Genomic DNA, 23,022 nt, shown 5'->3' with positions numbered 1-23,022 from the left:
ATATATGCCAGAATTACCGGAAGTAGAAGGAGTGGTGCGCGATCTTGCACCGCTCGTGGAAGGGCGGACGGTTAAACGACTTTCTGTATCGGATACCGTGGTCATTTCTAAAACTGCTGGAAAAGAAACGATTATTAAAGGAAAATCTGTGGACGACTTTCTTCACGGTATGGAGCACATGCAAATCGAGAAAATTGTACGTCGCAGTAAATATATTTATTTTCATCTATTGAAAGGAAATGAACCATACTTACTCGTCAGCCATCTTGGCATGACGGGTGCATGGTTTGTCGTAAACTCTCCTGATGAAATTACAGAAGAGAAGTTTCGGAAACATGCACATGTCTTTTTAGAAATGGAAGATGGCGGATTACTCGTCTACTCGGATATACGAAGATTCGGCGAAATGCGTCTACTACAGGCGGAAGAAGATTTTCCCCCTTTATTAGAAATGGCACCCGAACCTTTTTCCGATGAAGCGCTAGACCATTTTTTATCGATGGCAGAAACTCCGAAGTATAAAAGAAAACCTATCAAAGAAGTGATCATGGATGGGAAAGTCATTTCAGGATGCGGCAATATTTACGCTACAGAAGCACTGTTTCATATGAAAATCCATCCGGGTCGTACAGCAGAACGAATTAGCAAGAAGCGTAAAATTTTATTGTTTGAAGAGATTGTACGTGTTTTGCAAGAAAGTATCGACGCAGGGGGCAGTACAATATCTGATTATCGTTCAGTGAACGGCAACGCGGGAACGATGCAGGATCGACTGCATATGTACGGTAAAAAAACATGTGTAGCATGCGATACACCGACTAAAAGTAAGCAGATTGCAGGCAGAACATCTGTCTATTGTCCAGCATGCCAAAAATAAGGAGTGGTGCACATGATTATCGGATTGACGGGAAGTATTGCAAGCGGGAAAAGTACGGTAGCCAACATGTTGCGTGAAAAAGGTTACCCTATTGTCGATGCGGATGTAATCGCGAGGGAAGTTGTTGAGCCAGGCAGCCCATTACTTGATAAAATCCAACAGACATTCGGTGAAGAAGTAGTACGTGAAGATGGTACACTAAATCGCGAACAGCTTGGCGCCATTATTTTTGGCGATGAAGTGAAACGGCGACAGTTAAATGAATTGATGCATCCTGCAATTAGAGGACGAATGATCAGTCAGAGAGAAGACTACGTTACACAAGGCTATCAAACCGTCATTATGGACATCCCATTACTTTTTGAAAGTAAACTTCAGGAGTATGTGGAGAAGATCGTCGTCGTGTCGGTCACGAAGCAAATTCAAAAGCAGAGACTGATGGCTCGCAATGAATGGACAGAACAAGAAGCGGCTGCCAGAATCGCGTCCCAGTTAGATATGAATATTAAAGAACAAGGCGCTGACGCGGTTATTTATAACAACGATACATTGGAAGAAACCGAAAAGCAGTTGGATGCAATCCTTGAAAACTGGCAAGCTGTGCCGAGATAAATGATAGAGGGAATTAATTTGTAAATTTATTGTGTAATAGTGTTGGCATAATGATAAAATGTGTTATACTAATGAACGATTAAAGATATAAAGTATAACATACATGCAGGAGGATCCCTTTAATGACTACAAAAATTGCAATTAACGGACTCGGCCGTATTGGACGGATGGTATTCCGCCAGATTATTAAAGAAGATGATGTGAATCTAGTTGCTGTCAATGCGACATATCCAGCTGAAACGATTGCACATCTCTTGAAATATGACTCCACACACGGAGTTTTCGATGGTGAAATCGTAGCGGAAGAAAACGCGATCATTATCGACGGCAAACGTGTACAGTTAATTTCTGAGCGTGACCCTTCGAAATTACCTTGGAAAGAACTTGGTGTAGATATCGTTATAGAATCAACAGGTGTATTCAACTCACGTGACAAAGCAGCACTTCATTTGGAATCCGGTGCAAAGAAAGTAATTTTAACAGCACCAGGTAAAAATGAAGACGTAACCGTTGTGATCGGAGTGAATGACGACAAATTAGACGTTACTAAACAAAGTGTAATTTCTAATGCTAGTTGTACAACAAATTGTTTAGCGCCAGTTGCAAAAGTATTGAATGATGAATTCGGTATTGTAAATGGCTTAATGACAACTGTCCATGCATATACGAATGATCAGAAGAACCTGGACAATCCCCATAAAGATTTGCGTCGCGCGCGTTCTTGCGGAGAGTCCATCATTCCTACTTCAACAGGTGCTGCAAAAGCTTTGTCTCTTGTACTCCCTGAGCTTGAAGGAAAGATTCATGGTTTGGCATTGCGTATTCCGACACCGAATGTATCCCTTGTGGACTTGGTAGTGGACGTAGAAAAAGATGTAACGGTTGAAGAAGTGAACAACGCGTTCCGCAAAGCAGCAGAAGGCCCGATGAAAGGCATTCTTCGCTTTACTACAGAGCCTCTTGTATCGATCGATTTCAATACGACAACAGAATCCGCAACACTTGACGGCCTTTCTACTATCGTCATGGGCGATCGTAAAATCAAAGTGCTTGCTTGGTATGATAATGAATGGGGTTATTCAGCACGTGTTGTGCAATTGGCGAAAAAAGTCGCTTCTGCATTAACGGACAAAGTAACTTCTTAATGAACGAATTGGCACTTCATCTTATGGGATGAAGTGCTTTTCTGTGTCCGTTTGTTGTTGTATGGATAGTTTCTGTTATAATGAAAAGTACTAATGAAATGCGGAGGAACTAACTATGTTATGTCCAGCTTGTCACTACAACGGTACACGTGTAATAGATTCACGGCCTGCGGAAGAAAACCGCTCCATTCGACGAAGACGTGAATGCGAAAAATGTAGTTTTCGTTTCACGACTTTTGAAAAAGTAGAGCATTCTCCGTTAGTTGTCGTAAAGAAAGATAAGACGCGAGAAGAATTCAGCAGTGAAAAGTTGCTGAGAGGATTAATTCGTGCTTGTGAAAAACGTGCGGTACCGATCGAACAATTAAAAGATATCGTGGCTTCTATCGAAAAAGAACTAAGAAGCTCAGGAAATGTCGAAATAGATTCCGAACAAGTAGGAGAAATGGTGATGGAACGATTAGTGGATGTGGATGAAGTGGCATATGTACGATTTGCGTCTGTCTACCGCCACTACAAAGACATCACCATCTTTATAGACGAGTTGCAACAATTGCAAAACAGGAAAGATGAACAAGAGTAAGTTGTTGATCTAGAAGGGGAGGCGATTGTTTAAATGCTTTATACCGAGTTGCAGCCTGTCGATTCCTTCGAAGTAAAGTTAGCACATCCTTTTTCTGCGTATGATCGGCAGATGCTAACGCTATTTTATCAGCCACTTATCGGTCCCGAGGCGATCAGTCTGTTTATGACTCTTTGGACAGATGCGGAAAGCAAGGAACCGCAAGAACATACCCACTATTATTTGATGAATATGTCTTCTTTCCCACTTCAATCCATTTTTGAAGCGAGGATTTCATTGGAAGCTATTGGATTATTACGTACGTATAAGAAAAAACAAGAAATAGATAAGCGGTCTTTCCTATACGAGCTATTACCGCCGCTCGATGCATCTTCTTTCTTCAACGATCCGCTTTTGTCTACATTTTTATTCAGTAAAATCGGAGAACAGCCCTACCGGCAGTTGCGTGACCGGTTTTTAGTGAAACCTATTGCAAAAGATGAGTATCAAGATATATCACGGACGTTTTTAGATGTCTATAAACCAGCAAGAGGCGATCAGGCGATGGAATTGACTGCAGGTATGCAATTTCAAGGGAAAAGTGAGCCTCCTGGCATACCGTTTTACGTATTGAATTTTAATTTTGATTTATTTTATAACGGACTATCCGATCAAATGATTCCTAAAGCTTCTCTGCGTTCTATTTCTCAAGAAATGATCGCGATGCTAGCTTTCTTGTATTCACTCAGTCCGCTTGATATGCAAAAAGTCGTGATGATTGCAATGGACGAAAACCATCAGCTGACAGAAGAAAGAGTTCGTAAGGCAGCTGCGGAGTTTTATAAGATGAATACATCAAAGCAACCACCAAAATTACAGTCGGTGTTTACACAACCGGTAGTCGACGAAGAGCCTAAAGAAAATATGAGTCGTGACGAAGAATTGCTATTTTATTTGGAACATACACCACCAAAAGAGATGTTACGTAAAGTAAGTAAAAAAGAACCATTCCTTGTAGATATTCAGCTTGCTGAACGATTAATCAATCTGCATAAATTCCCAGTGGGTGTCGTCAATGTCTTGCTACAATATGTCATGCTACGTAATGATGGAAAAATCACTAGTAGTTTTGTGGAACGCATTGCTTCCCATTGGGCGAATAAACAAGTAAATGATGCTAAAACAGCCTTGAAATTATCAAGAGAAGAACATGATCAATACATGAAATGGCTTAAAGAAGGGAAGCAATCGACGCCTAGAAGTCGAAAGCCGACCCGGGAAGAAAAAGTTCCAGAATGGTTTTCCAAGCGCGATAAAAAGAATAAGAAATCCGAAAAGCCTGATGACTTCAATGTGGAAGAAGAACGCCAGAAGTTATTGAAAGAATTGGGGATTCAAGAATCAGAGGTGAAATAACATGGAACGAATTGGGGATGCGATGAAACGCGTAGTGAATGCTCCTTCATTAGCCCAGAAATACGACGAGCTTCGAACGGAAGTGATGGAAGACCCGGCTGTACAAAAATTTATTAGCGATCATTCCGATGAAGTCAATACAGAAGTGGTCAACCGCAGTCTAGGTAAATTATATGAATTCACAACGGCTTCTCACGCATGTGAGCGCTGTCCGAATCTCGATGGATGTATTAATGTCATGAAAGGCTTTGAGCCGAAATTAGTCATCTCACAGCGCCTTATTGATATTGATTACGTAGTCTGTCCAACTAAGCAATTGGAAGATGAACGTAGAAACATCTCGAAAATGGTGAACAGTATGTACATGCCTAAAGAAGTGATGGAAGCGCGCCTGTCTGACGTGAACTTCCTCTCTGAAGATAGTCGCGTGATTGTAATGCGCGCTGCGAAAGACTTCCTGAATCAAATTGAGTCTACCGGTAAAGTCCCTGAAAGAGGCTTCTATTTATTCGGTAACTTCGGTATTGGAAAATCATTCATTTTAGGTGCGTTGGCGAATGAACTGGCAACTAGACGTATTCAGACTGTTGTAGTGTATGTGCCGGAGTTTCTGCGTGAAATGAAGCAATCTATCCAAAACCAAACATTGGACGAAAAAATAGAGTTTGTAAAAAGGGCTCCTGTCTTGATGCTGGATGATATAGGGGCAGAGACCATGTCAACGTGGACACGCGATGAAGTGCTAGGCACGATTTTGCAGTACCGTATGGCGGAAAAGCTCCCTGTATTCTTCACATCTAATTTTGATTATACGGAATTAGAACATCATCTGACAACGAGTCAGCGCGGGGAAAAAGAGCCGATTAAAGCTGCACGAATTATGGAGAGAATCCGCATGGTCAGCCAGCCATTCAAACTGGGCGGGGAGAACTGGCGAGATTAATCTTTCTTAGAAAATGGTTTTGTTGAAAGAATTACTAAATTATACTTGCAATTACGCTCAGACTTTTCTATACTATTACACAGTTCAACATTCATAACATATTACAATGCATCGAAGAGGACAATAATTTATTTTTTCACCTTTCCAGAGAACAGGGGCATGGCTGAAACCCTTGTAGGCAGAAGATAAATGTACCACCTCCGAGCAGCATCAGTGAAATTGAGTAGCTGATGACGGTAACGGCCCGTTAGCCGATCGAAAGCTTCGGTCTTTTCGCGTTTTTGCGAATGGAAGGAAGAAGGGTGGAACCACGAGCTCAAGCCTCGTCCCTTTAGGGATGAGGCTTTTTTGCGTTCAAAAAAAGAAAGGGAGTCATACACATGCCAGAAAATATTCATTTAACATTTCCAGATGGAGCAGTAAAAGAATTTGAAGACGGTGTTACTACAGAAGAAATTGCAGGCTCCATCAGTCCTGGATTGCGTAAAAGCGCATTGGCAGGGAAAATCGGAGATCAGCTGATCGATTTGAAATCACCAATCCATGCAGATGGAGATATTAGTATCATTACTCCAACTTCAGATGAAGCATTGGAAATTCTGCGCCATAGTACGGCTCACCTTTTAGCACAAGCCGTCAAACGCAAATTCCCGGATGCGAAACTTGGAATAGGTCCTACTATCGAAAATGGGTTCTATTATGATATCGATTCACCTACACCCATCACAGCAGAAGATCTACCAGAATTAGAAAAAGAAATGAAACGCATCATTGGCGAAAACTTGCCGATCATTCGTCACGATGTATCGCGTGCAGAAGCCGAAAAGCGCTTTAAAGAAATTGACGATGAATACAAATTGGAACTTCTTGAAGCGATTCCTGAAGATCAACAAGTGTCGATCTATGAACAAGGTGAATTTTTCGACTTATGCCGTGGTATCCATGTCCCGTCTACAGGTAAACTAAAAGAATTTAAATTGTTAAGCATTGCCGGCGCTTATTGGAGAGGGAACTCTGATAACAAAATGCTTCAACGTATTTACGGAACAGCTTTCTTCAAAAAAGACGAGCTAAAAGAACACTTGCGTATGCTCGAAGAAGCGAAAGAACGAGATCACCGTAAAATCGGTAAAGAACTGAATCTCTTTACGAACTCACAAAAAGTCGGACAAGGTCTTCCGCTCTGGTTGCCAAAAGGCGCTACAATTCGACGCGTAGTAGAGCGTTATATTGTGGATAAAGAAGAAAGACTAGGCTATCAGCACGTCTATACTCCGGTACTTGGAAGTGTAGAGCTCTACAAAACGTCAGGTCACTGGGATCACTATCAAGATGGCATGTTCCCAACAATGAGCATGGACAACGAAGATCTGGTTTTACGTCCAATGAACTGCCCTCATCACATGATGATTTACAAAAATGGGATTCATTCGTACCGTAACTTGCCTCTTCGTTTGGCAGAACTCGGCACTATGCACCGCTATGAAATGTCCGGAGCGCTTTCCGGTCTTCAGCGCGTACGTGGAATGACATTGAACGATGCGCATATCTTCGTGCGGCCTGATCAGATTAAAGAAGAGTTTAAACGTGTCGTCTTGTTGATCATCGAAGTGTATAAAGACTTCAATATTAAAGATTATTCATTCCGTCTATCGTATCGCGATCCTGAAGATACAACGAAATACTTTGATGACGATGAAATGTGGGAACGCGCACAAGCTATGTTAAAAGAAGCGATGGATGAGATGGGGCTTCCGTATACAGAAGAAGAAGGCGAGGCAGCATTCTACGGTCCGAAATTGGATGTACAAGTAAAAACAGCGATTGGAATGGAAGAAACACTTTCCACTGCACAACTGGACTTCTTATTACCTGAGCGCTTCGACCTCACGTATATCGGAGAAGACGGCAAGCAACATCGTCCAGTCGTAATCCATAGAGGCGTTGTGTCAACAATGGAACGATTTGTTGCCTTCTTAATTGAAGAATACAAAGGAGCTTTCCCAACATGGTTAGCACCAATTCAGGTAGAACTTATCCCAGTATCACCTGACGTTCACTTTGATTATGCAGAGGACGTAAAAGAGAAACTGATAATGGCTGGGTTCCGAGTAGATGTGGACAGCCGAGACGAGAAGATTGGTTATAAGATCCGTGAAGCACAAGTACAAAAGGTTCCTTATATGCTTGTTCTAGGAGATCGTGAAATGGAAGCCGGCGAAGTCAATGTTCGTAAATACGGTGAACAAAATTCTGAAAGCATGTCATTCGACGCGTTCCTTGAGTTAATTAAAAAAGACGTGAAGAAAGACTAATAGAAAGAAGTAAGTAACGTAGATCCGTTTTTTAAATCGAGTCTTCCCACTTCTAAAGGCTTCATACAAACAGTCAGCGTAGCAAAGAGACAGCCAGGAAGATCTTCCTGGCTAGTTTCATGGGAGAAGCCAAAAACATGCGTCAAAGTGGATTTAAAGCTGTTTTCATTCGGCTTTTCAAAAATGCTGAAAAAAAGTAGTTGCAATCCCATTTATAATACGCTATACTTTAAAAGTTGAATTAATTCAAACATAACCTGTGCATCCGACAATGAGATTTGCAGAGTTATTGACACTTGATACTAAAGATGTTATTATTAATAAGGTTAACTGAATACAGTTTGTGGTATAAGAAGAGGCTACCCGCTTCTCACCTGATCGACGCAATGAAGTTGTTGCCAGGTTAGCACAATAAGTTTATAACTATGCGTACGAGCATAGTATACTTACGCGGGTAGACAAATCATATTTGTCTACTTTTTTTATTTTGTAAAATGGATAGACCTATGGGACTTTAAATCGGAATTTCCGATATACCAAAACGTGTATTCACGAGACAATATTCGGAGGTGGATTACTATTAGCAAAGACATGTACGTAAATGATGGTATCAGAGCACGTGAGTTGCGATTAATCGATCACAACGGCGAACAACTCGGTATCAAAACACGTAATGAAGCTTTAGAAATTGCTGCTCAAGCAAACCTGGACTTAGTTCTTGTTGCTCCACAAGCGAAGCCCCCAGTAGCTCGTGTTATGGACCATGGAAAGTTCAAGTTCGAACAGCAAAAGAAAGAGCGTGAAGTACGTAAGAACCAAAAGATCATCAACGTAAAAGAAGTTCGACTTAGCCCTACAATTGATGAGCATGATTTCCAAACGAAACTTCGTAACGGAATCAAGTTCCTTGAAAATGGGGATAAGGTGAAAGCTTCGATTCGTTTCCGCGGTCGTGCGATTACGCATAAAGAAATTGGCCAACGAGTACTTGATCGCTTTGCAGAAGCTTGCAAAGAAGTAGCAACTGTTGAAGTTAAACCCAAAATGGAAGGTCGGAGCATGTTCTTAATACTTGCCCCACTTGCCGAGAAACAGTAACAGTAACACGAACAATTTAGGAGGAACAGAACATGCCAAAAATGAAAACTCACCGCGGTTCCGCGAAACGTTTCAAAAGAACTGGATCTGGTAAATTAAAACGTGGCCGTGCTTACACAAGTCACCTATTTGCTAACAAATCTACGAAGGCTAAGCGTCACTTACGTAAGTCTTCACTAGTTTCTTCAGGCGATTACAAGCGTATTCGCGAAATGCTAACAAACATGAAGTAAGATCGAACACACACTTATAGGATAAGCAGGAGGTAATGCACTATGCCACGCGTAAAAGGTGGAACAGTAACGCGCAAGCGTCATAAAAAAGTATTGAAATTAGCAAAAGGTTATTTCGGTTCAAAACATAGACTTTATAAGGTAGCAAACCAACAGGTAATGAAATCTTATAACTATGCTTACCGTGATCGTCGTAACAAAAAACGTGACTTCCGTAGACTATGGATTACACGTATCAACGCGGCTGCTCGTGTGAATGGTATTTCATACAGCACATTAATGCACGGCTTGAAAGTAGCTGGCATCGATGTTAACCGTAAGATGCTTGCAGAACTTGCAGTGACAGATGCATCAGCATTTGCACAACTTGCAGAGACAGCAAAAAAATCTGTAGCAAAATAAGATGAACCAAAATCCACTTTCGTTTTCATTCTTATATGGAAATGAAAGTGGATTTTTTCGTATGGAGGAATGGCTGAAATGGCACAAACTCTATTGATTTATATGGTCATCCTATCACTCTGGGCATTTGGGGCAATGGGATACGATAAACGACAAGCTAAAAAGAAACAGCAACGTGTGCCTGAAAGAAATTTATGGTTATTGGCACTGCTTGGTGGTGGAGTGGGTGCGTACTTTGGTATGCAATTCTTTCATCACAAAACAAGAAAGACCCATTTCCGTATTGGGTTTCTACTTCTGATGATGATCGACATCGTGCTGTTACTAGCGGTATATGGTGTAAAATTACCAACTGCTATTACATTTTAATATAAAAAAAGGAAATAGCTTTTTCGGCTATTTCCGTTTCATCAAGATTTCATTAATTGTTCAATTGGGTTCTTCCAGTTGATTTCAGCATGAGGATAATTCGTCCGAACTTCAGATTCGAGAAAAAGAAAATCTTCTTTCGTCATTCCTTGTAAATTCGCTTCATTTTTCACCCAAATGAAAATGGAAACTACATCAAAGGAATCAGTTGTGGTGCCTAGATATTTCTCACCTTCAAACATCGCACCTTTATACGTAATAAAGAAATTTTTACGGATATTTTTCAAGTCATCATAAAAATAATAGTGTTCTTTTTCATACGCTTCGTCCAGCTTTCGCTTAGCATCTGTCAAATAGCGAATGCCGACATAAAATAAATAAATAACCAATGCTATAATAAAGACGCGGATCAATAAAACCATGAAATCAGCTCCTGCAAACGATATAGTACTGTACTATACGGATGAGTAAGGGAAAAGGTTTCACTTTATAGCGAAATGGTGGAGGGAATTTAATTGAAATTACATCAACTATTTGAAATGCAAAGAGCGCTCGATACATATATTCAAAAAAATCATCAAACGAAGGAAACATTTACTGAAAGAGGTTTGGCATTAATCGTCGAACTTTCTGAGTTGGCTAACGAAACACGTTGTTTTAAATTCTGGAGCACAAAAGGTCCTTCAGCAGACCATGTCATTTTAGAAGAGTATGTGGATTCTATCCATTTCTTATTATCTTTAGGAATTGAAAAAAGCTTTGATGGATTGGAAGAATGGCCAACACGTGATGTTAAAGAGCAAAATCTTACACAACAGTTTATTCAAACGGGTCAATCTATTTATACATTCTTGGATTCATTAACATTTGAAGATTATAAAGAGATCTGGGTGAATTATGGAGCACTTGCGAATACGCTCGGTTTTACTGAAGATCAAATTATTCAAGCATATATTGATAAAAATGAAGAAAATTACGCACGTCAAAGAAGCGGCTATTAATTGGTATCAGTAGCTTCATCGCAATTTTAACTCTAGTAAAAATTTCATAAATAAATAAATTGACAAAAAGACTGTTTTGATAATAAAATTAATACAATACAGGTCATACAGGGGGTATTTCGTTGAACGAATGGAGCAAGGATGATTTTGGATTGCGTTTAAAGGCACTGAGAGAACGTCGAGGACTATCGATGATGGCATTTGGAGCGGCAATTGGCACATCAGCTAGTCGAATTAAAGATTGGGAGCGTGGTAAGAACGCACCATCTGCTGCATGGATCGCTAAAATTTCCGAGCGTTTTTCTGTTTCTACCGACGAGCTGATTATGGGTGAAGTAACATTTACTCCGTATTTCAAAGCGACAGGTAATACAGTAGAATCACTTTATGATCGTCTTCGTGAAACGATGAATGTCGAATCCTCTGGTAAATGGCCAACAGAAATTGATGAGCTATATGCAGAAATCGACGCAGTGAATAAAGAGAAGTACCGAAGCGGAAAAGGACGTCGATCGGCTGAGAAAGAACTAATGGAGTTAGCGATCCGTCTTCCTAAGAAAGATGTACTAGAATTACTTGAACTGGCTAAATATAAAAGACGCACACTATAAAAATAACCCTAGAAGTGATTATACTTCTAGGGTTATTTTTGTATAATCTGAAGCTTAAAATCTAAATAGGGTAAGTATAATGAATAAGTTTGAGAGTACGAGGGGATGGAAGCTCCAGTTGGGGGACGCTTTCCATGGGCCGTGCGGTGTGCTCACCAAGTCGAAAGCTCCTTCTGAATGTCTCACCTGTAGGGCTTGATACTCCCTGAGTCACCCTAACTTCCGATTGAATCCTGCATAAATAGATGTAGACCATTTACTAACAGTAGAGTGGGTATTGTTGTAGTCTTTGAACTTATTCTTGGCTTAAGTGTAGATCCAGATCAGTACTATTTACTATCCTGACTTTAATGCTTAACAAAAAGTAACTACTATTTACTGTGCAGGGACCCCCCCTAATACAAAATAATGAATAATCAAATAGCATGAAATGTAGGAAAATAGAATGAAATACGTTATGATAGAATCGTAGATAAACCTAAGGAGGATGAGTTGATTGAAAGCATTCGTTCATGAAAATGGTGAGCTGCACTATACAGATATCGCCGATCCCTCAGCTAGAAACGGTGAAGTAATTGTCGCATTGAAAACAGCAGGATTAAATCGACGTGATACGGCTATACCCAAACGACGTGGAGACGCTAAAGAACCACTGGTATTAGGGTCAGACGGCGCAGGCACGATTGAATCAATCGGAGAAGGTGTAACTGGTTGGAACGTAGGCGACGAAGTCATAATTAATCCTTCCCTTCGCTGGTTTGAAGAAAGCGACGCGCCTCCAGCTGAATTTGATATTCTAGGTATGCCGGATCATGGTACATTTGCTGAGAAGATTTGCATATCCTCAGAACAGTTAGAGAAAAAGCCGACACATCTCACATGGAATGAATCTGCAGTTCTCGCTCTAGCGGGACTTACAGGTTATCGGGCACTAGTGACGAGGGGCCAAATAGAAGAAGGGCAAACCGTCTTTATTCCTGGAGCAGGAAGTGGAGTCGCGACCTATATGATTCAATTTGCAAAGAAAATGGGAGCGCGTGTTATCGTGACGTCTAGAAGTGAAGAGAAAAGAAATCACGCAATGAACATCGGTGCGGATATAGCAATCGATACGAATAGCGATTGGCCTACAGAACTAAAAGATGAACGTGTGGATCTTGTGATTGAGAGTGTGGGAAGGGCAACATTCAATCGTTCTCTTGAAATTCTTAAAAAAGGTGGTCGGATCGTAGTATTTGGTGCCACAACAGAAGATACCGTCGAACTGAACTTACGTGATTTCTTTTATGGTCAGTATTCGTTACTAGGCACTACAATGGGAAGTCGGGAAGAATTTCGGGATATGTTAGCGTTAGTTGAAGAGCATCAACTCCATCCTGTTATTGATTCAGTGATTCCTCTTGAAAAAACAAGTGAGGCATTTACTATGCTGGATGACAGTGTACAATTTGGTAAAATCGTTTTAGCTATTTCGAAATAAACAACATAACCGGTATAGAGAGGCAGTGGAAGTAGTGACGAAAGAAGTTAAGACTCTGACAGATTTGGAAATCGCATCAAAAGCAACTATGCAACCAATTGAAAACATAGCAGACAAAGCAGGAATTCCATTGGATGCGTTAGAGCGATATGGTAAATACAAAGCGAAGATCAATGTAGACCTCATTCCAAAAAACACTTCACAAGCGAAAGTCGTACTTGTAACTGCTACGAGTCCAACACCAGCAGGAGAAGGGAAATCGACAGTGACAGTAGGTCTTGGTGATGCACTTTCCCGTTTAGGTAAGAAAACAATGATTGCATTGCGTGAACCGTCGTTAGGGCCGGTAATGGGTGTCAAAGGTGGAGCGACGGGTGGCGGCTTCTCTCAAGTACTGCCTATGGAAGACATCAATTTGCACTTCACTGGAGACCTTCATGCCATTACAACGGTTAATAATGCATTGAGCGCGATGATCGATAACCATTTGCATCAGGGAAATATGTTACACATCGATCCTCGCCGCATTACATGGAAACGCGTCATGGATATGAATGACCGTGCGCTTCGTCATGTGACGATTGGGTTAGGTGGGCCATCACAAGGCGTGCCACGGGAAGAGGGTTTTGATATTACAGTAGCGTCCGAAATTATGGCTGTATTCTGTCTGGCGACTAGCTTACAAGACTTGAAAGAGCGCTTGTCCGAAATTGTGATTGGCTATACGTATGAAAAAGAAGCTGTGACTGTGCGTGATTTAGGCGTAGAGGGTGCGTTGACGCTTCTGCTTAAAGATGCATTCAAACCAAATCTCGTTCAAACGATCGAAGGCACACCCGCTCTAATTCACGGTGGACCATTTGCAAATATTGCGCACGGCTGTAACTCGTTGATCGCAACAAATACAGCGCGTAATCTGGCTGACTATGTCGTGACAGAAGCAGGGTTTGGATCAGATTTAGGTGCAGAAAAGTTTATGGATATTAAAGCGCGCATCGGTAAATTCCAGCCGGATGCAATCGTTCTTGTGACAACGATTCGTGCACTTAAAATGCATGGCGGAGTAGCGAAGCAGGAATTAAAAGCGGAGAATAGTCAAGCTGTAGAAAAAGGTTTAGTTAATTTGGAAAAGCATATTGAGACGATTCTATCGTTCGGCGTGCAACCTGTCGTCGCGCTTAATCATTTTGTAGGGGACTCTGATAGTGAATTGCAGATAGTCCAGAAGTGGTGTCAGGACCATGACGTAAAAATGGCTTTAACGGATGTATGGCAAGACGGTGGAGCAGGCGGAGAAGCATTGGCGGAAGAAGTCTTAAAAGTGATGGAAGAGCCAAATAATTTCGCGCCAATTTATGAAGTAGAGCAATCAGTAGAAGAAAAACTCACAGCGATTGTTCAAAAAGTATATGGTGGCACAGGCGTTTTATTTACCGATCAGGCAAAGAAAGATTTAGCGGAAATCAAAAAGAATGGCTGGGATCTGTTGCCGGTCTGTATGGCGAAGACGCAGTACTCGTTTTCTGATGACCCAAAAAAGTTAGGACGTCCAATAGACTTTACGATCACCATCCGCAATATTTTGCCGAAACTTGGTGCAGGTTTCTTAGTTTGTTTGACAGGCGATATTATGACGATGCCTGGTTTACCAAAAAAACCAGCAGCGCTCAATATGGATGTCGATTCGGCTGGTAATGCGAAAGGGTTAATGTAATTTTTACTATAGTTATGAAATGAAAAGCAAAGAGCCCATACGGCTTTTTGCTTTTTTATAATTAAAGTAAAAAAAGTAAGTAAAGTAAAAAATATCATGTTGTGCGGTTCTAATGGCCTAGATCTATGCTATACTATTGTCAGATGTTTTACTGGATGAAAGCGTGAAGGGGTGCCATGAAGTGGATAAGAATTTTCGTATAAAGTTAACGGGTATCCTGATTTCTTTCACGTTGCTTTTGTCATTGATTATTGTCATAGCAGATTATGTTCGACTGAAAAAGAACGTGGAAATGGGTTTAGAAATACAAATTCAAATGGCGGAAGATGAAATCATAACAAGTCTTGTCACAATCGATAAAGTATATAATCTACTAGATATTGAACGCGCAGAAAAAATGAAAGAATACTCATACAGCTTACTCGAAAAATACGAAAAACAACCTAATTTTTTAAAATGGGATTTTCAAGCTTTGAAAGCAGAAAGCGGTATGGATATCTTTATTATTGATAAAAACAACGAAGTGATTGCAAGCAGTTATACACCCGATATAGGATTGAATTTTAATGAATGTTGCGCGAGATTCAGCTCTTTATTAACGGAACGAAGGGAACTTGGCATATTTTCTCACGATGCACTTGATATTCAACAGGAAACAGGAGAATTTAAGAAATTCAGTTATATGCCAACGCCGGATAAGAATTACATAATTGAGTTGGGGTATTACTTGGAAGATAAACTGGTCTTTAAGGAATTCAACTTTTTAGATACGATGAGTAGATTAGAAAGTGAAAACGAACAGATTAAGTCAGTGAATGTATATAATTATTTAGGTTTATTGTTAGGGGAGCGAGAGATAGGCAAAGAAGAGAAAATCAATCCTTCCAGAAAAGCGGTTTTCGAAGCATCCTATAAAAACTTTGAAATTAAAGAAACAACTGTTAAAGAAGAAGGCAAACTCATAACCTATAGATACATACCATATAAAGCGGATACAGTACCTGGATTATCTACTAATAGGGTAGTCGAAATTGCGTATCATGATGTACCTTTTTCAAGAGTTCTAACTTCGTACCGTAATCAATTTCTATTCCAAACGGTAGCGATCTCTATCATCACAATTATCTTGTCCATTGTTCTTGCTAAAATGATCGCAAAACCTGTTCATCTTGCATTCCATGATGTATTGACAGGATTAAAGAACAGGGCGGCATTTGAAGATGCCGCAGTAAAATGGCTTCATCAAAAAAGAGGTCCATTACAGTTCATGATTATTGATTTAGATAATTTCAAATCCGTAAATGATTCTTTAGGGCATGGAGAAGGCGATAAATTATTAGTCCGAGCCGCAAAAATTATTGATAAAGAAAGCGGAAAAGATCAGTTGGCCGCTCGAATCGGCGGTGATGAGTTTGTGGTTCTGTTTTCACGCATGACTATCGATGAAGTCACAGAACGGGCGAACAGTATGCTTGAAGCAATGAGAGAGTCATTCAGCTATTTGGAAAATGATCATATTCATTTATCTATCAGTATTGGAATTGCAATAGCGGAAAAGACAGATACTATTCATACACTTTATCATAAAGCCGATCTCGCTTTATACGATTCGAAGAAAAAAGGCAAAGATCAATATTCTTTATACCACGCGGTTGAGTCCTAAAAAGGATGTACAGAAAGTCGTCAAACGACATTCTGTACATCCTTTTGTATTGCTTATAATCAAAAGATCTTATGTTCAACTAGCCAATCACTAACGAAATCCATGATTGACTCAACCGTCCCATCTTCAAATGGTGACTTCAAGTGTGCCGTTGCAACAAGCTCTAAAAATGATTTACTTCCGCCTAATTGACACAGTGCCAAATAATCCGTCCATGCACCATCGAAGTCATCTAAGGATCGTTGCCAAAATTGGAGCGCACAGATTTGTGCCAAAGCATAATCAATATAATAAAACGGCACTTCATAGATATGACCTTGTCTCTGCCAAAAACCACCTTGTTCTAAATAGGGATGTCCATCATAATCCCGATTAGGTAAATAAATGGTTTCAAGATCTTTCCATACCGCTTTACGTTCACTTGGTGTCATGTCAGGATGGTCATAGATGCGTTGCTGAAACTCATCTACCGCAACTCCATATGGTAAAAACAATACACTTTCAAGTAAATGTGCATAACGATAACGTTCTGCATCGCTACCAAAAAAGCGATCCATCCAAAACCAAGTGAAAAACTCCATACTCATGGAATGAATTTCTGCAGCTTCAGTCGTTGGCCAAATGTATTCGGGGATGCCAATCGAACGGCTTGAATATACTTGGAATGCATGGCCTGCTTCGTGCGTCAACACGTCAATATCACCTGAAGTTCCATTAAAGTTAGAGAAGATGAACGGAGAATCATAATTATCTATAAATGTACAGTAGCCGCCAGCCTCTTTGCCTTTTTTTGCCACCAAATCCAATAAGTTTTTACGTTTCATATAATCAAAAAAACGTCCGGTTTCACGCGATAGCTCTTGATACATTTTTTGCCCATTTTCCAAAATCCATTCAGGGGAACCTTTAGGTTGAGGGTTTCCCTCGGGGTAATGCAATGGTTCATCATAGAACTTCATTTCAGAAATCCCTATTCGTCGCCTTTGCATACCTCGAATCTTCTCAGCTAATGGCACTACATGTGTCCGAATCTGATTTCGGAAGTGTTCCATCATATGTACATCATAGCCGATCCGGTCCATACGAATATATCCTAGTTCTGTAAAATTTTTAAATCCGAGTGTTGTAGCGATTTCATGACGTACTGCAACGAGACGATCAAAAATTCTATCAAAATGAACTTCATTTGACGCGTAAAAGTCAGCAGTGGCGTTCATAGCATCTTTTCTAACCGAGCGATCAAGTGACTCTTTAAATGGTCCAAGTTGTGCCAATGTCAGCGTTTCACCTTGAAACTCGATTTGTGCTGAAGCGACGAGGTTGGAGTATTCGGAAACTAATTTGTTTTCTTGCTGTAAAAGAGGCAAGACTTCATCTGAATACGAACGAATGGCATTTTCCGCAAGCTTAAATAGCTGTGGGCCCCATTTATCTTCTAATTGTGCTCGAAAAGGCGTAGAGATTACAGCTTGGTAATAATCGCTTTGCAAAGCTTGAAATTGAGGACCAGTCTCATCAAAATAATCCCGTTCATCTTGATAAAATTTATCATTCGTATCAATCGAAGAACGGATATACATGATGTTTTCTGCTGTACTGTAATCACTCGTCAACATGTTTATATGCTCCATTATTGCGGCTTGATCTTCAAATGAGTTTGCTTGTTTAAACTGTTCAAGTGCAGTCTTGAATTCTGTTTGCAGTTTTTCGATATCCGGGCGAGTATACTCATACTCTTCAAAAGTAAGCATTGCACTCCTCCTCGTTTCTATATAATGTAACTATCCCTTCATTTTCTAGCAACCAGTAAAGAAAAGCAAACTATTTATCGAAAGTGACGTTCATAAATTGCCACAATCTTATGAAATGATGTAGGATAGAGAGAGTAAACTCTAAGTGAGCGGGAAGAAGGAGAAATTGAATGCAAATAGTAAATGGTAAAGTACAAGAACTGGTAGATCCAACAGGTATTATCGACGGTCAGCGCTACGAATTTCTATTGACAGTTAAGCTGGATGAAGAAGATGAACTGTTCAAAGAAGAGGGTACTGGCTTACGTATGCTATATTCTGTGAAGGATGGCCAACGAAAGATGCTTACGTACCAATTTTATGAATTGGCAACGGAAAGCCCATTTGACGTGGAGTGGGACGAAGAAGAACAAGCATCAGCAGAGCAATTCTGCACAGAACATTTTCCTGAAATCTGAATACAAAATAGATGTTTTTCTCTTTCGTATAGGGGATAATAGACTAGAGAAACATAAGTGGTACACCCCAATAGCTTCTCATTAAAGAATTAATTATAGGAGTGTTTTAAATGAATCATGAAATAGTGGATATTACGATTATCGGCGGAGGCCCAACTGGATTGTTCTCTTCGTTCTACGCGGGTATGCGTGAGATGTCTGTCAAAATTATCGATAGTTTGCCACAGCTTGGCGGCCAATTAATCGAGCTATATCCTGATAAATACATTTATGATGTAGGCGGATTCCCTAAAATCTTGGCGAAAGATTTAGTGGCAAACTTAGTGACGCAAGCGCACTATGCAAAACCTGAAATTTGTTTAGGGGAAGCGGCATTGGCCATAGAAAAGAAGGATGACCACTTTGTTTTAACAACTGACAAAGGACAGCATTTGACACGGACTATTTTGTTAACTGCGGGAATTGGTGCTTTTCAACCGCGTAAAATCGGTTTGAAAGAAGAACCGATTTTTGAAGGCAAAACATTGCACTACGGTATTAAGGACTTGTCTATGTTTAAAGATCAGAATATCTGTGTTTGTGGCGGGGGAGACTCTGCACTAGACTGGGCATTGATGCTTGAAGATATCGCAAGCGAGGTAACGCTTGTTCACCGTAGAGAACGTTTCACTGCGCATGAAACCAGTGTCAATCAATTGCGCGAATCTAGTATTACTGTTTTAACTTCACATGCTGTAAGTGAGTTACATGGCGACGGAGATACATTAGATAAAGTCATTTTAAAGGAAAAAGACGGCAGCGTGAAAGAACTAACATTTGATCATGTAGTAGTCAATTACGGCAACATTTCCTCACTCGGTCCATTGAAAGACTGGGGCTTAGATATGGATCGTAATTCGATTAAAGTGAACTCTCGCATGGAGACGAATATCGAAGGCATTTATGCAGCGGGTGACGTCACAACATACGATGGCAAAGTGAAATTGATTGCAGTAGGTATGGGCGAAGCGCCGGTTGCCATCAGCCACGCGAAAGCGTTCCTCGATCCGAAAGCAAAAGTTCAACCATTGCACAGTACGAGCGTATTCGGTTAATAAAAACTATGCACCTTGTATGGAGATTTTTTCACTGTACAAGGTGTTTTCTATGCAAGTAATATAAAAGGCTATCCCGGGAATTTCTCGAGATAGCCTTTTTTTCATTGCATTCTGTTTAGTGCTTTGTCGTTTCATAATCAGCGACTTTGACCAGTTGTTTTCCTAAATTGGTTCCATCGAATAAACCAAGAAACGCATCTGGAATATTGTCAAAGCCTTCGACAATCGTTTCTTCATACTTCAACTTGCCTTCTGATAGCCATTTACCTAAATCAGTGGATGCAGTAGCGAAGTCTGCCGCATAATCTCCTACTGTAAAGCCTTTCATCAAAGCGCTTGTTTTGATCATCGTAGATTGAAGACGAGGACCGATGTCTTGTTGTTCTTTATTGTAAGAGGAAATAGCACCGCATAACGCAATTCGCGCATGTTTATTTAGTAATGTAAAGACTGCATCCGTCACTTCGCCGCCGACATTGTCAAAATAGACATCTACACCGTCAGTGGCAACTTTAGCTAAGTCTTCTTTAAAGCTGTCTAATTTATAATTGACAGCCTCATCAAATCCGAGTTCATTTTTTAAGTACTCGATTTTTTCTTGAGAACCTGCAATTCCGATCACTTTGGCACCTTTCATTTTGGCGATTTGGCCTACTACTGAACCAACTGCTCCGGCAGCGCCAGAAACGACGACAGTTTCACCTTCTTGCGGTTTACCGATATCGAGTAAACCGAAGTATGCAGTGAGCCCTGTCATACCAAGGATGCCTAGATGTGTAGTGATCGGGGCGATATTTGGATCGATTTTACGTACTTCTTTCTCGGAAGCTGCCGTATATTCTGCCCAATTCAAATTTCCTACAACGAAATCTCCTGGTTTGAATGAATCGGAAGTAGATTTTGTTACTTCACCAACGACTCCTCCAGTAATCACTTCATCCAGTTTAAATGGAGGGATATACGATTTCGCATCTATCATTCTTCCTCGCATGTACGGGTCAACTGATACATATAGCGTACGAATCAGAACTTCATGGTCTTTCAGCTCAGGCATAGGTTTTTCCACAAAATTGAAAGCTTCCATAGTAGGCAAGCCTTTCGGTCGGTTAGCTAAATGAATTTCTCTTTGCATTTCTAGTGTCATAAAAATTCCTCCTGTGTAATCAATATTTCAACTTATCAACTAACTAAAAGTAAGCTTAAGTACAAGGTTACTAGCATGAAGTACCGATGTCAATTAATTGCACTGACATGAAAATTCGGCTGTACATATAGTAACAGGCCAAGTCATTTAATTTGAATGAACCCTTTACTGTATTTACAACAAAAAAGATTTGAGTGGACATTTTCTTGACGTCAAAGTAGAGTAGAGACGTAGACTTTCAGAAAAATTAATGATCTAGCGGTAAAGGAGCTAACCAAATGAAAAAGATTTTGGTTGTGGAAGATGAACAGTCAATAGCTACTCTTTTGCAATACAACTTGGAGCAGGCAGGATACACTGTGTATATAGCCCGAGATGGTAATACAGCCATTGCAATGACGCTTTCTGAAGAACCGGATTTACTATTGCTCGATATTATGCTGCCCGGCATGGATGGCATGGATGTATGCAAAAAACTTCGCCAAGAAAAAATTCATACACCCATTTTAATGTTGACAGCAAAAGGGGATGAATTCGATAAAGTCCTTGGGCTGGAACTTGGAGCAGATGATTATTTAACAAAACCATTTAGTCCACGAGAGGTACTTGCGCGTGTAAAAGCTATCTTGCGCAGAATAGAGTTACAGAATTCTGCACAAGTAAAAGAACTGGGAACGGAACTAAGTAATGGACGTTTACTAGTTTATCCAGATCGAATTGAAGCCTTTTTGGATGGAAGCCCCTTGGAATTGACTCCTAAAGAATTTGAGCTGCTTTTATACTTAATGCGACATTCAGGTAAAGTACTACACCGTGAGCAGTTGCTAAATGCGATATGGAATTATGACTACACTGGAGATTCTCGTATCGTAGATGTTCATATTAGCCACCTGAGGGAAAAAATTGAACCGGATACAAAAAGTCCAGTCTATATTAAGACTGTCAGAGGATTTGGTTATAAATTCGAAGAAGTGACAAACTGAATATTTTTGATACATACGAAGGCTAAAGACAAACCTAAAAGGGTTGTGTCGTTGGCCTTTTATTAATGTTTAAGCATAAGTATTCCTTTCATATTACAGAGATCCACTAAATTATCTATCTATACAGAACCTTTACACAACCTTTACGTTTCTTTCATCAGCCTTTAATATTCATTGCTTATAGTAAAGAAGCAGTAGAAAGTCACTACTAAAACGAAATATCCTAGGGGGCGCAGTGATGAGGAAACGTAATCGAATAACCGTATTGGCGTTTGTTTTACTTTGTACGTGGGTGGTCGCGGCTTGTAGTAGTACGAAAGCAAGTGATAGTGAAAAGGGAGAAGCTAAACAACAAACTGAACCCATCACGGCAGTAGGATCAAGTGCACTACAACCTTTAGTTGAAGCTGCAGCACAGCAGTATACGTTAAAAAATCCAGGCTCGGTTATCAATGTCCAAGGTGGAGGGAGCGGTACTGGGTTAAGTAAAATCAGCGAAGGTGCAGTAGACATTGGAAACTCGGATATATTCGCGGAAGAAAAAGAAGGCGTGGACGCGGGTAACTTAGTTGACCATAAAGTTGCGGTTGTTGGAATGGGTCCGGTAAGTCACCCAGAAACGGGTGTAGAAGATGTTACGACTGAAGAATTGATTGGAATCTTTACAGGAGAAATCACAAACTGGAAAGAACTTGGCGGGATGGATCAAGAAATTATTGTCATCAACCGTGCAAAAGGATCTGGAACACGCGCTACTTTTGAAGCATTAGTATTGCAAGGAAAACAACCACTCGAGGCTCAAGAACAAGACTCTTCGGGTACGGTACGAAAAATTGTCAGTGAAACACCAGGAGCAATCAGCTACTTAGCATTTTCTTACTTCGATGAAACGACTACAGCTCTACGAGTTAATGGTGTGACTCCAAATCAAGAAAATGTCGAGTCAAATAAATGGGAAATTTGGGCTTACCAGCATATGTATACTAATGGTGAAGCAACAGGTCTTGCAAAGGACTTGATCGAGTATATACTTTCGGATGAAGTGCAGCAAACTATACTTCCTGAAATGGACTACTTACCGGTAACGGGAATGCAAGTAGAACGTGATGCGGAAGGAACTGTTAAAGGAAAATGATAGAAACTTATAA

23 protein-coding genes and 2 other annotated features are annotated in these 23,022 nt (G+C 40.4%); of the genes, 20 read left to right on the top strand and 3 right to left on the bottom strand.

Translation table 11 applies throughout. The annotated features are described in order from the left end of the window. Positions 1-4: 4 nt before the first annotated feature. The 11 genes from mutM (at position 5) to SporoP8_RS03175 (ending at position 9,972) form a co-directional block, all read left to right on the top strand. Positions 5-877: a bifunctional DNA-formamidopyrimidine glycosylase/DNA-(apurinic or apyrimidinic site) lyase gene (gene mutM, locus SporoP8_RS03225; RefSeq protein ID WP_085131199.1), complete on the top strand. Its 873-nt coding sequence runs from the start codon at positions 5-7 to the stop codon at positions 875-877. Positions 878-889: 12 nt separating this feature from the next. Further along, entirely contained in the window at positions 890-1,489 is a 600-nt protein-coding gene (coaE, locus tag SporoP8_RS03220) for a dephospho-CoA kinase (RefSeq protein WP_085131198.1), read from the top strand. 122 nt (positions 1,490-1,611) lie between these two features. Then, on the top strand, positions 1,612-2,634 hold the full coding sequence (locus SporoP8_RS03215) for a glyceraldehyde-3-phosphate dehydrogenase (protein ID WP_085131197.1): 1,023 nt from the start codon (positions 1,612-1,614) through the stop codon (positions 2,632-2,634). A 115-nt stretch (positions 2,635-2,749) separates the two neighbouring features. Further along, positions 2,750-3,217, top strand: a complete 468-nt coding sequence (nrdR, locus tag SporoP8_RS03210; protein WP_085131196.1) for a transcriptional regulator NrdR — start codon at positions 2,750-2,752, stop codon at positions 3,215-3,217. Positions 3,218-3,250: 33 nt separating this feature from the next. Next, complete coding sequence (locus SporoP8_RS03205) at positions 3,251-4,612, top strand: replication initiation and membrane attachment family protein (protein WP_085131195.1); 1,362 nt, start codon at positions 3,251-3,253, stop codon at positions 4,610-4,612. 1 nt (position 4,613) lies between these two features. Next, on the top strand, positions 4,614-5,555 hold the full coding sequence (dnaI, locus tag SporoP8_RS03200) for a primosomal protein DnaI (RefSeq protein ID WP_085131194.1): 942 nt from the start codon (positions 4,614-4,616) through the stop codon (positions 5,553-5,555). A gap of 102 nt (positions 5,556-5,657) precedes the next feature. Next, positions 5,658-5,889, top strand: a binding site (T-box leader). Between the two features lie 46 nt (positions 5,890-5,935). Beyond that, the gene (thrS, locus tag SporoP8_RS03195; protein ID WP_085131193.1) at positions 5,936-7,870 is read left to right on the top strand and encodes a threonine--tRNA ligase; all 1,935 of its coding nucleotides are present in this window, start codon (positions 5,936-5,938) and stop codon (positions 7,868-7,870) included. 344 nt (positions 7,871-8,214) lie between these two features. Beyond that, positions 8,215-8,361: a sequence feature (ribosomal protein L20 leader region), on the top strand. Positions 8,362-8,461: 100 nt separating this feature from the next. Continuing rightward, positions 8,462-8,968 carry a translation initiation factor IF-3 gene (gene infC, locus SporoP8_RS03190; RefSeq protein WP_143560400.1) on the top strand — a complete coding sequence of 169 codons (507 nt, stop codon included), beginning with the start codon at positions 8,462-8,464 and terminating at the stop codon, positions 8,966-8,968. A 32-nt stretch (positions 8,969-9,000) separates the two neighbouring features. Continuing rightward, positions 9,001-9,201 carry a 50S ribosomal protein L35 gene (gene rpmI, locus SporoP8_RS03185; protein ID WP_085131191.1) on the top strand — a complete coding sequence of 67 codons (201 nt, stop codon included), beginning with the start codon at positions 9,001-9,003 and terminating at the stop codon, positions 9,199-9,201. 42 nt (positions 9,202-9,243) lie between these two features. Next, a complete protein-coding gene (gene rplT, locus SporoP8_RS03180; RefSeq protein ID WP_085131190.1) occupies positions 9,244-9,603 on the top strand; it encodes a 50S ribosomal protein L20 in 360 nt (119 codons plus the stop codon). Between the two features lie 78 nt (positions 9,604-9,681). Further along, on the top strand, positions 9,682-9,972 hold the full coding sequence (locus SporoP8_RS03175; RefSeq protein ID WP_085131189.1) for a DUF1294 domain-containing protein: 291 nt from the start codon (positions 9,682-9,684) through the stop codon (positions 9,970-9,972). A gap of 41 nt (positions 9,973-10,013) precedes the next feature. Here the strand turns inward: SporoP8_RS03175 and SporoP8_RS03170 are convergent, their stop codons facing one another. Next, on the bottom strand, positions 10,014-10,394 hold the full coding sequence (locus SporoP8_RS03170; RefSeq protein ID WP_085131188.1) for a sigma-w pathway protein ysdB: 381 nt from the start codon (positions 10,392-10,394) through the stop codon (positions 10,014-10,016). A gap of 93 nt (positions 10,395-10,487) precedes the next feature. On the opposite strand from SporoP8_RS03170, the gene SporoP8_RS03165 reads away from it, so the two are divergent. From SporoP8_RS03165 to SporoP8_RS03145, 5 genes are all read left to right on the top strand, one after another. Beyond that, complete coding sequence (locus SporoP8_RS03165) at positions 10,488-10,973, top strand: dUTP diphosphatase (protein WP_085131187.1); 486 nt, start codon at positions 10,488-10,490, stop codon at positions 10,971-10,973. Between the two features lie 122 nt (positions 10,974-11,095). Next, positions 11,096-11,584 carry a helix-turn-helix domain-containing protein gene (locus SporoP8_RS03160; protein WP_051210452.1) on the top strand — a complete coding sequence of 163 codons (489 nt, stop codon included), beginning with the start codon at positions 11,096-11,098 and terminating at the stop codon, positions 11,582-11,584. A gap of 496 nt (positions 11,585-12,080) precedes the next feature. After that, the gene (locus tag SporoP8_RS03155; RefSeq protein ID WP_085131186.1) at positions 12,081-13,064 is read left to right on the top strand and encodes a zinc-binding dehydrogenase; all 984 of its coding nucleotides are present in this window, start codon (positions 12,081-12,083) and stop codon (positions 13,062-13,064) included. Between the two features lie 88 nt (positions 13,065-13,152). Beyond that, on the top strand, positions 13,153-14,778 hold the full coding sequence (locus SporoP8_RS03150; protein ID WP_232319243.1) for a formate--tetrahydrofolate ligase: 1,626 nt from the start codon (positions 13,153-13,155) through the stop codon (positions 14,776-14,778). Positions 14,779-14,959: 181 nt separating this feature from the next. Beyond that, entirely contained in the window at positions 14,960-16,441 is a 1,482-nt protein-coding gene (locus SporoP8_RS03145) for a GGDEF domain-containing protein (protein WP_085131184.1), read from the top strand. Between the two features lie 59 nt (positions 16,442-16,500). Here the strand turns inward: SporoP8_RS03145 and SporoP8_RS03140 are convergent, their stop codons facing one another. Further along, entirely contained in the window at positions 16,501-18,192 is a 1,692-nt protein-coding gene (locus SporoP8_RS03140) for a M3 family oligoendopeptidase (RefSeq protein ID WP_085131183.1), read from the bottom strand. Positions 18,193-18,362: 170 nt separating this feature from the next. Between SporoP8_RS03140 and SporoP8_RS03135 the strand changes: the two genes are divergently transcribed. Both SporoP8_RS03135 and SporoP8_RS03130 read left to right on the top strand, forming a co-directional pair. After that, entirely contained in the window at positions 18,363-18,650 is a 288-nt protein-coding gene (locus tag SporoP8_RS03135) for a DUF6509 family protein (RefSeq protein WP_085131182.1), read from the top strand. A gap of 110 nt (positions 18,651-18,760) precedes the next feature. Beyond that, positions 18,761-19,744 carry an NAD(P)/FAD-dependent oxidoreductase gene (locus SporoP8_RS03130; RefSeq protein ID WP_085131181.1) on the top strand — a complete coding sequence of 328 codons (984 nt, stop codon included), beginning with the start codon at positions 18,761-18,763 and terminating at the stop codon, positions 19,742-19,744. Positions 19,745-19,862: 118 nt separating this feature from the next. Here SporoP8_RS03130 and SporoP8_RS03125 read toward each other — a convergent pair whose 3' ends face one another. Then, entirely contained in the window at positions 19,863-20,891 is a 1,029-nt protein-coding gene (locus tag SporoP8_RS03125; RefSeq protein WP_232319194.1) for an NADP-dependent oxidoreductase, read from the bottom strand. 278 nt (positions 20,892-21,169) lie between these two features. Between SporoP8_RS03125 and SporoP8_RS03120 the strand changes: the two genes are divergently transcribed. Next, a complete protein-coding gene (locus SporoP8_RS03120) occupies positions 21,170-21,874 on the top strand; it encodes a response regulator transcription factor (protein ID WP_085131180.1) in 705 nt (234 codons plus the stop codon). Positions 21,875-22,112: 238 nt separating this feature from the next. Further along, the gene (locus SporoP8_RS03115) at positions 22,113-23,009 is read left to right on the top strand and encodes a phosphate ABC transporter substrate-binding protein PstS family protein (protein WP_085131179.1); all 897 of its coding nucleotides are present in this window, start codon (positions 22,113-22,115) and stop codon (positions 23,007-23,009) included. Positions 23,010-23,022 lie beyond the last annotated feature (13 nt).

The organism is Sporosarcina ureae (genome assembly GCF_002101375.1).
Classification (GTDB): Bacteria; Bacillota; Bacilli; order Bacillales_A; family Planococcaceae; genus Sporosarcina; species Sporosarcina ureae_B.
This window is presented reverse-complemented; position numbering and strand designations above follow the sequence as displayed.

Bases quoted from the DNA above. Each gene is read 5' to 3' on its own strand.
- dnaI (WP_085131194.1), top strand. From the start codon at position 4,614: ATGGAACGAATTGGGGATGCGATGAAACGCGTAGTGAATGCTCCTTCA.
- SporoP8_RS03125 (WP_232319194.1), bottom strand. From the start codon at position 20,891: ATGACACTAGAAATGCAAAGAGAAATTCATTTAGCTAACCGACCGAAA.
- mutM (WP_085131199.1), top strand. From the start codon at position 5: ATGCCAGAATTACCGGAAGTAGAAGGAGTGGTGCGCGATCTTGCACCG.
- SporoP8_RS03135 (WP_085131182.1), top strand. From the start codon at position 18,363: ATGCAAATAGTAAATGGTAAAGTACAAGAACTGGTAGATCCAACAGGT.
- rpmI (WP_085131191.1), top strand. From the start codon at position 9,001: ATGCCAAAAATGAAAACTCACCGCGGTTCCGCGAAACGTTTCAAAAGA.
- SporoP8_RS03170 (WP_085131188.1), bottom strand. From the start codon at position 10,394: ATGGTTTTATTGATCCGCGTCTTTATTATAGCATTGGTTATTTATTTA.
- SporoP8_RS03175 (WP_085131189.1), top strand. From the start codon at position 9,682: ATGGCACAAACTCTATTGATTTATATGGTCATCCTATCACTCTGGGCA.
- thrS (WP_085131193.1), top strand. From the start codon at position 5,936: ATGCCAGAAAATATTCATTTAACATTTCCAGATGGAGCAGTAAAAGAA.
- infC (WP_143560400.1), top strand. From the start codon at position 8,462: ATGTACGTAAATGATGGTATCAGAGCACGTGAGTTGCGATTAATCGAT.
- coaE (WP_085131198.1), top strand. From the start codon at position 890: ATGATTATCGGATTGACGGGAAGTATTGCAAGCGGGAAAAGTACGGTA.
- SporoP8_RS03115 (WP_085131179.1), top strand. From the start codon at position 22,113: ATGAGGAAACGTAATCGAATAACCGTATTGGCGTTTGTTTTACTTTGT.
- SporoP8_RS03205 (WP_085131195.1), top strand. From the start codon at position 3,251: ATGCTTTATACCGAGTTGCAGCCTGTCGATTCCTTCGAAGTAAAGTTA.
- SporoP8_RS03140 (WP_085131183.1), bottom strand. From the start codon at position 18,192: ATGCTTACTTTTGAAGAGTATGAGTATACTCGCCCGGATATCGAAAAA.
- SporoP8_RS03120 (WP_085131180.1), top strand. From the start codon at position 21,170: ATGAAAAAGATTTTGGTTGTGGAAGATGAACAGTCAATAGCTACTCTT.
- nrdR (WP_085131196.1), top strand. From the start codon at position 2,750: ATGTTATGTCCAGCTTGTCACTACAACGGTACACGTGTAATAGATTCA.
- SporoP8_RS03130 (WP_085131181.1), top strand. From the start codon at position 18,761: ATGAATCATGAAATAGTGGATATTACGATTATCGGCGGAGGCCCAACT.
- SporoP8_RS03215 (WP_085131197.1), top strand. From the start codon at position 1,612: ATGACTACAAAAATTGCAATTAACGGACTCGGCCGTATTGGACGGATG.
- rplT (WP_085131190.1), top strand. From the start codon at position 9,244: ATGCCACGCGTAAAAGGTGGAACAGTAACGCGCAAGCGTCATAAAAAA.
- SporoP8_RS03150 (WP_232319243.1), top strand. From the start codon at position 13,153: ATGCAACCAATTGAAAACATAGCAGACAAAGCAGGAATTCCATTGGAT.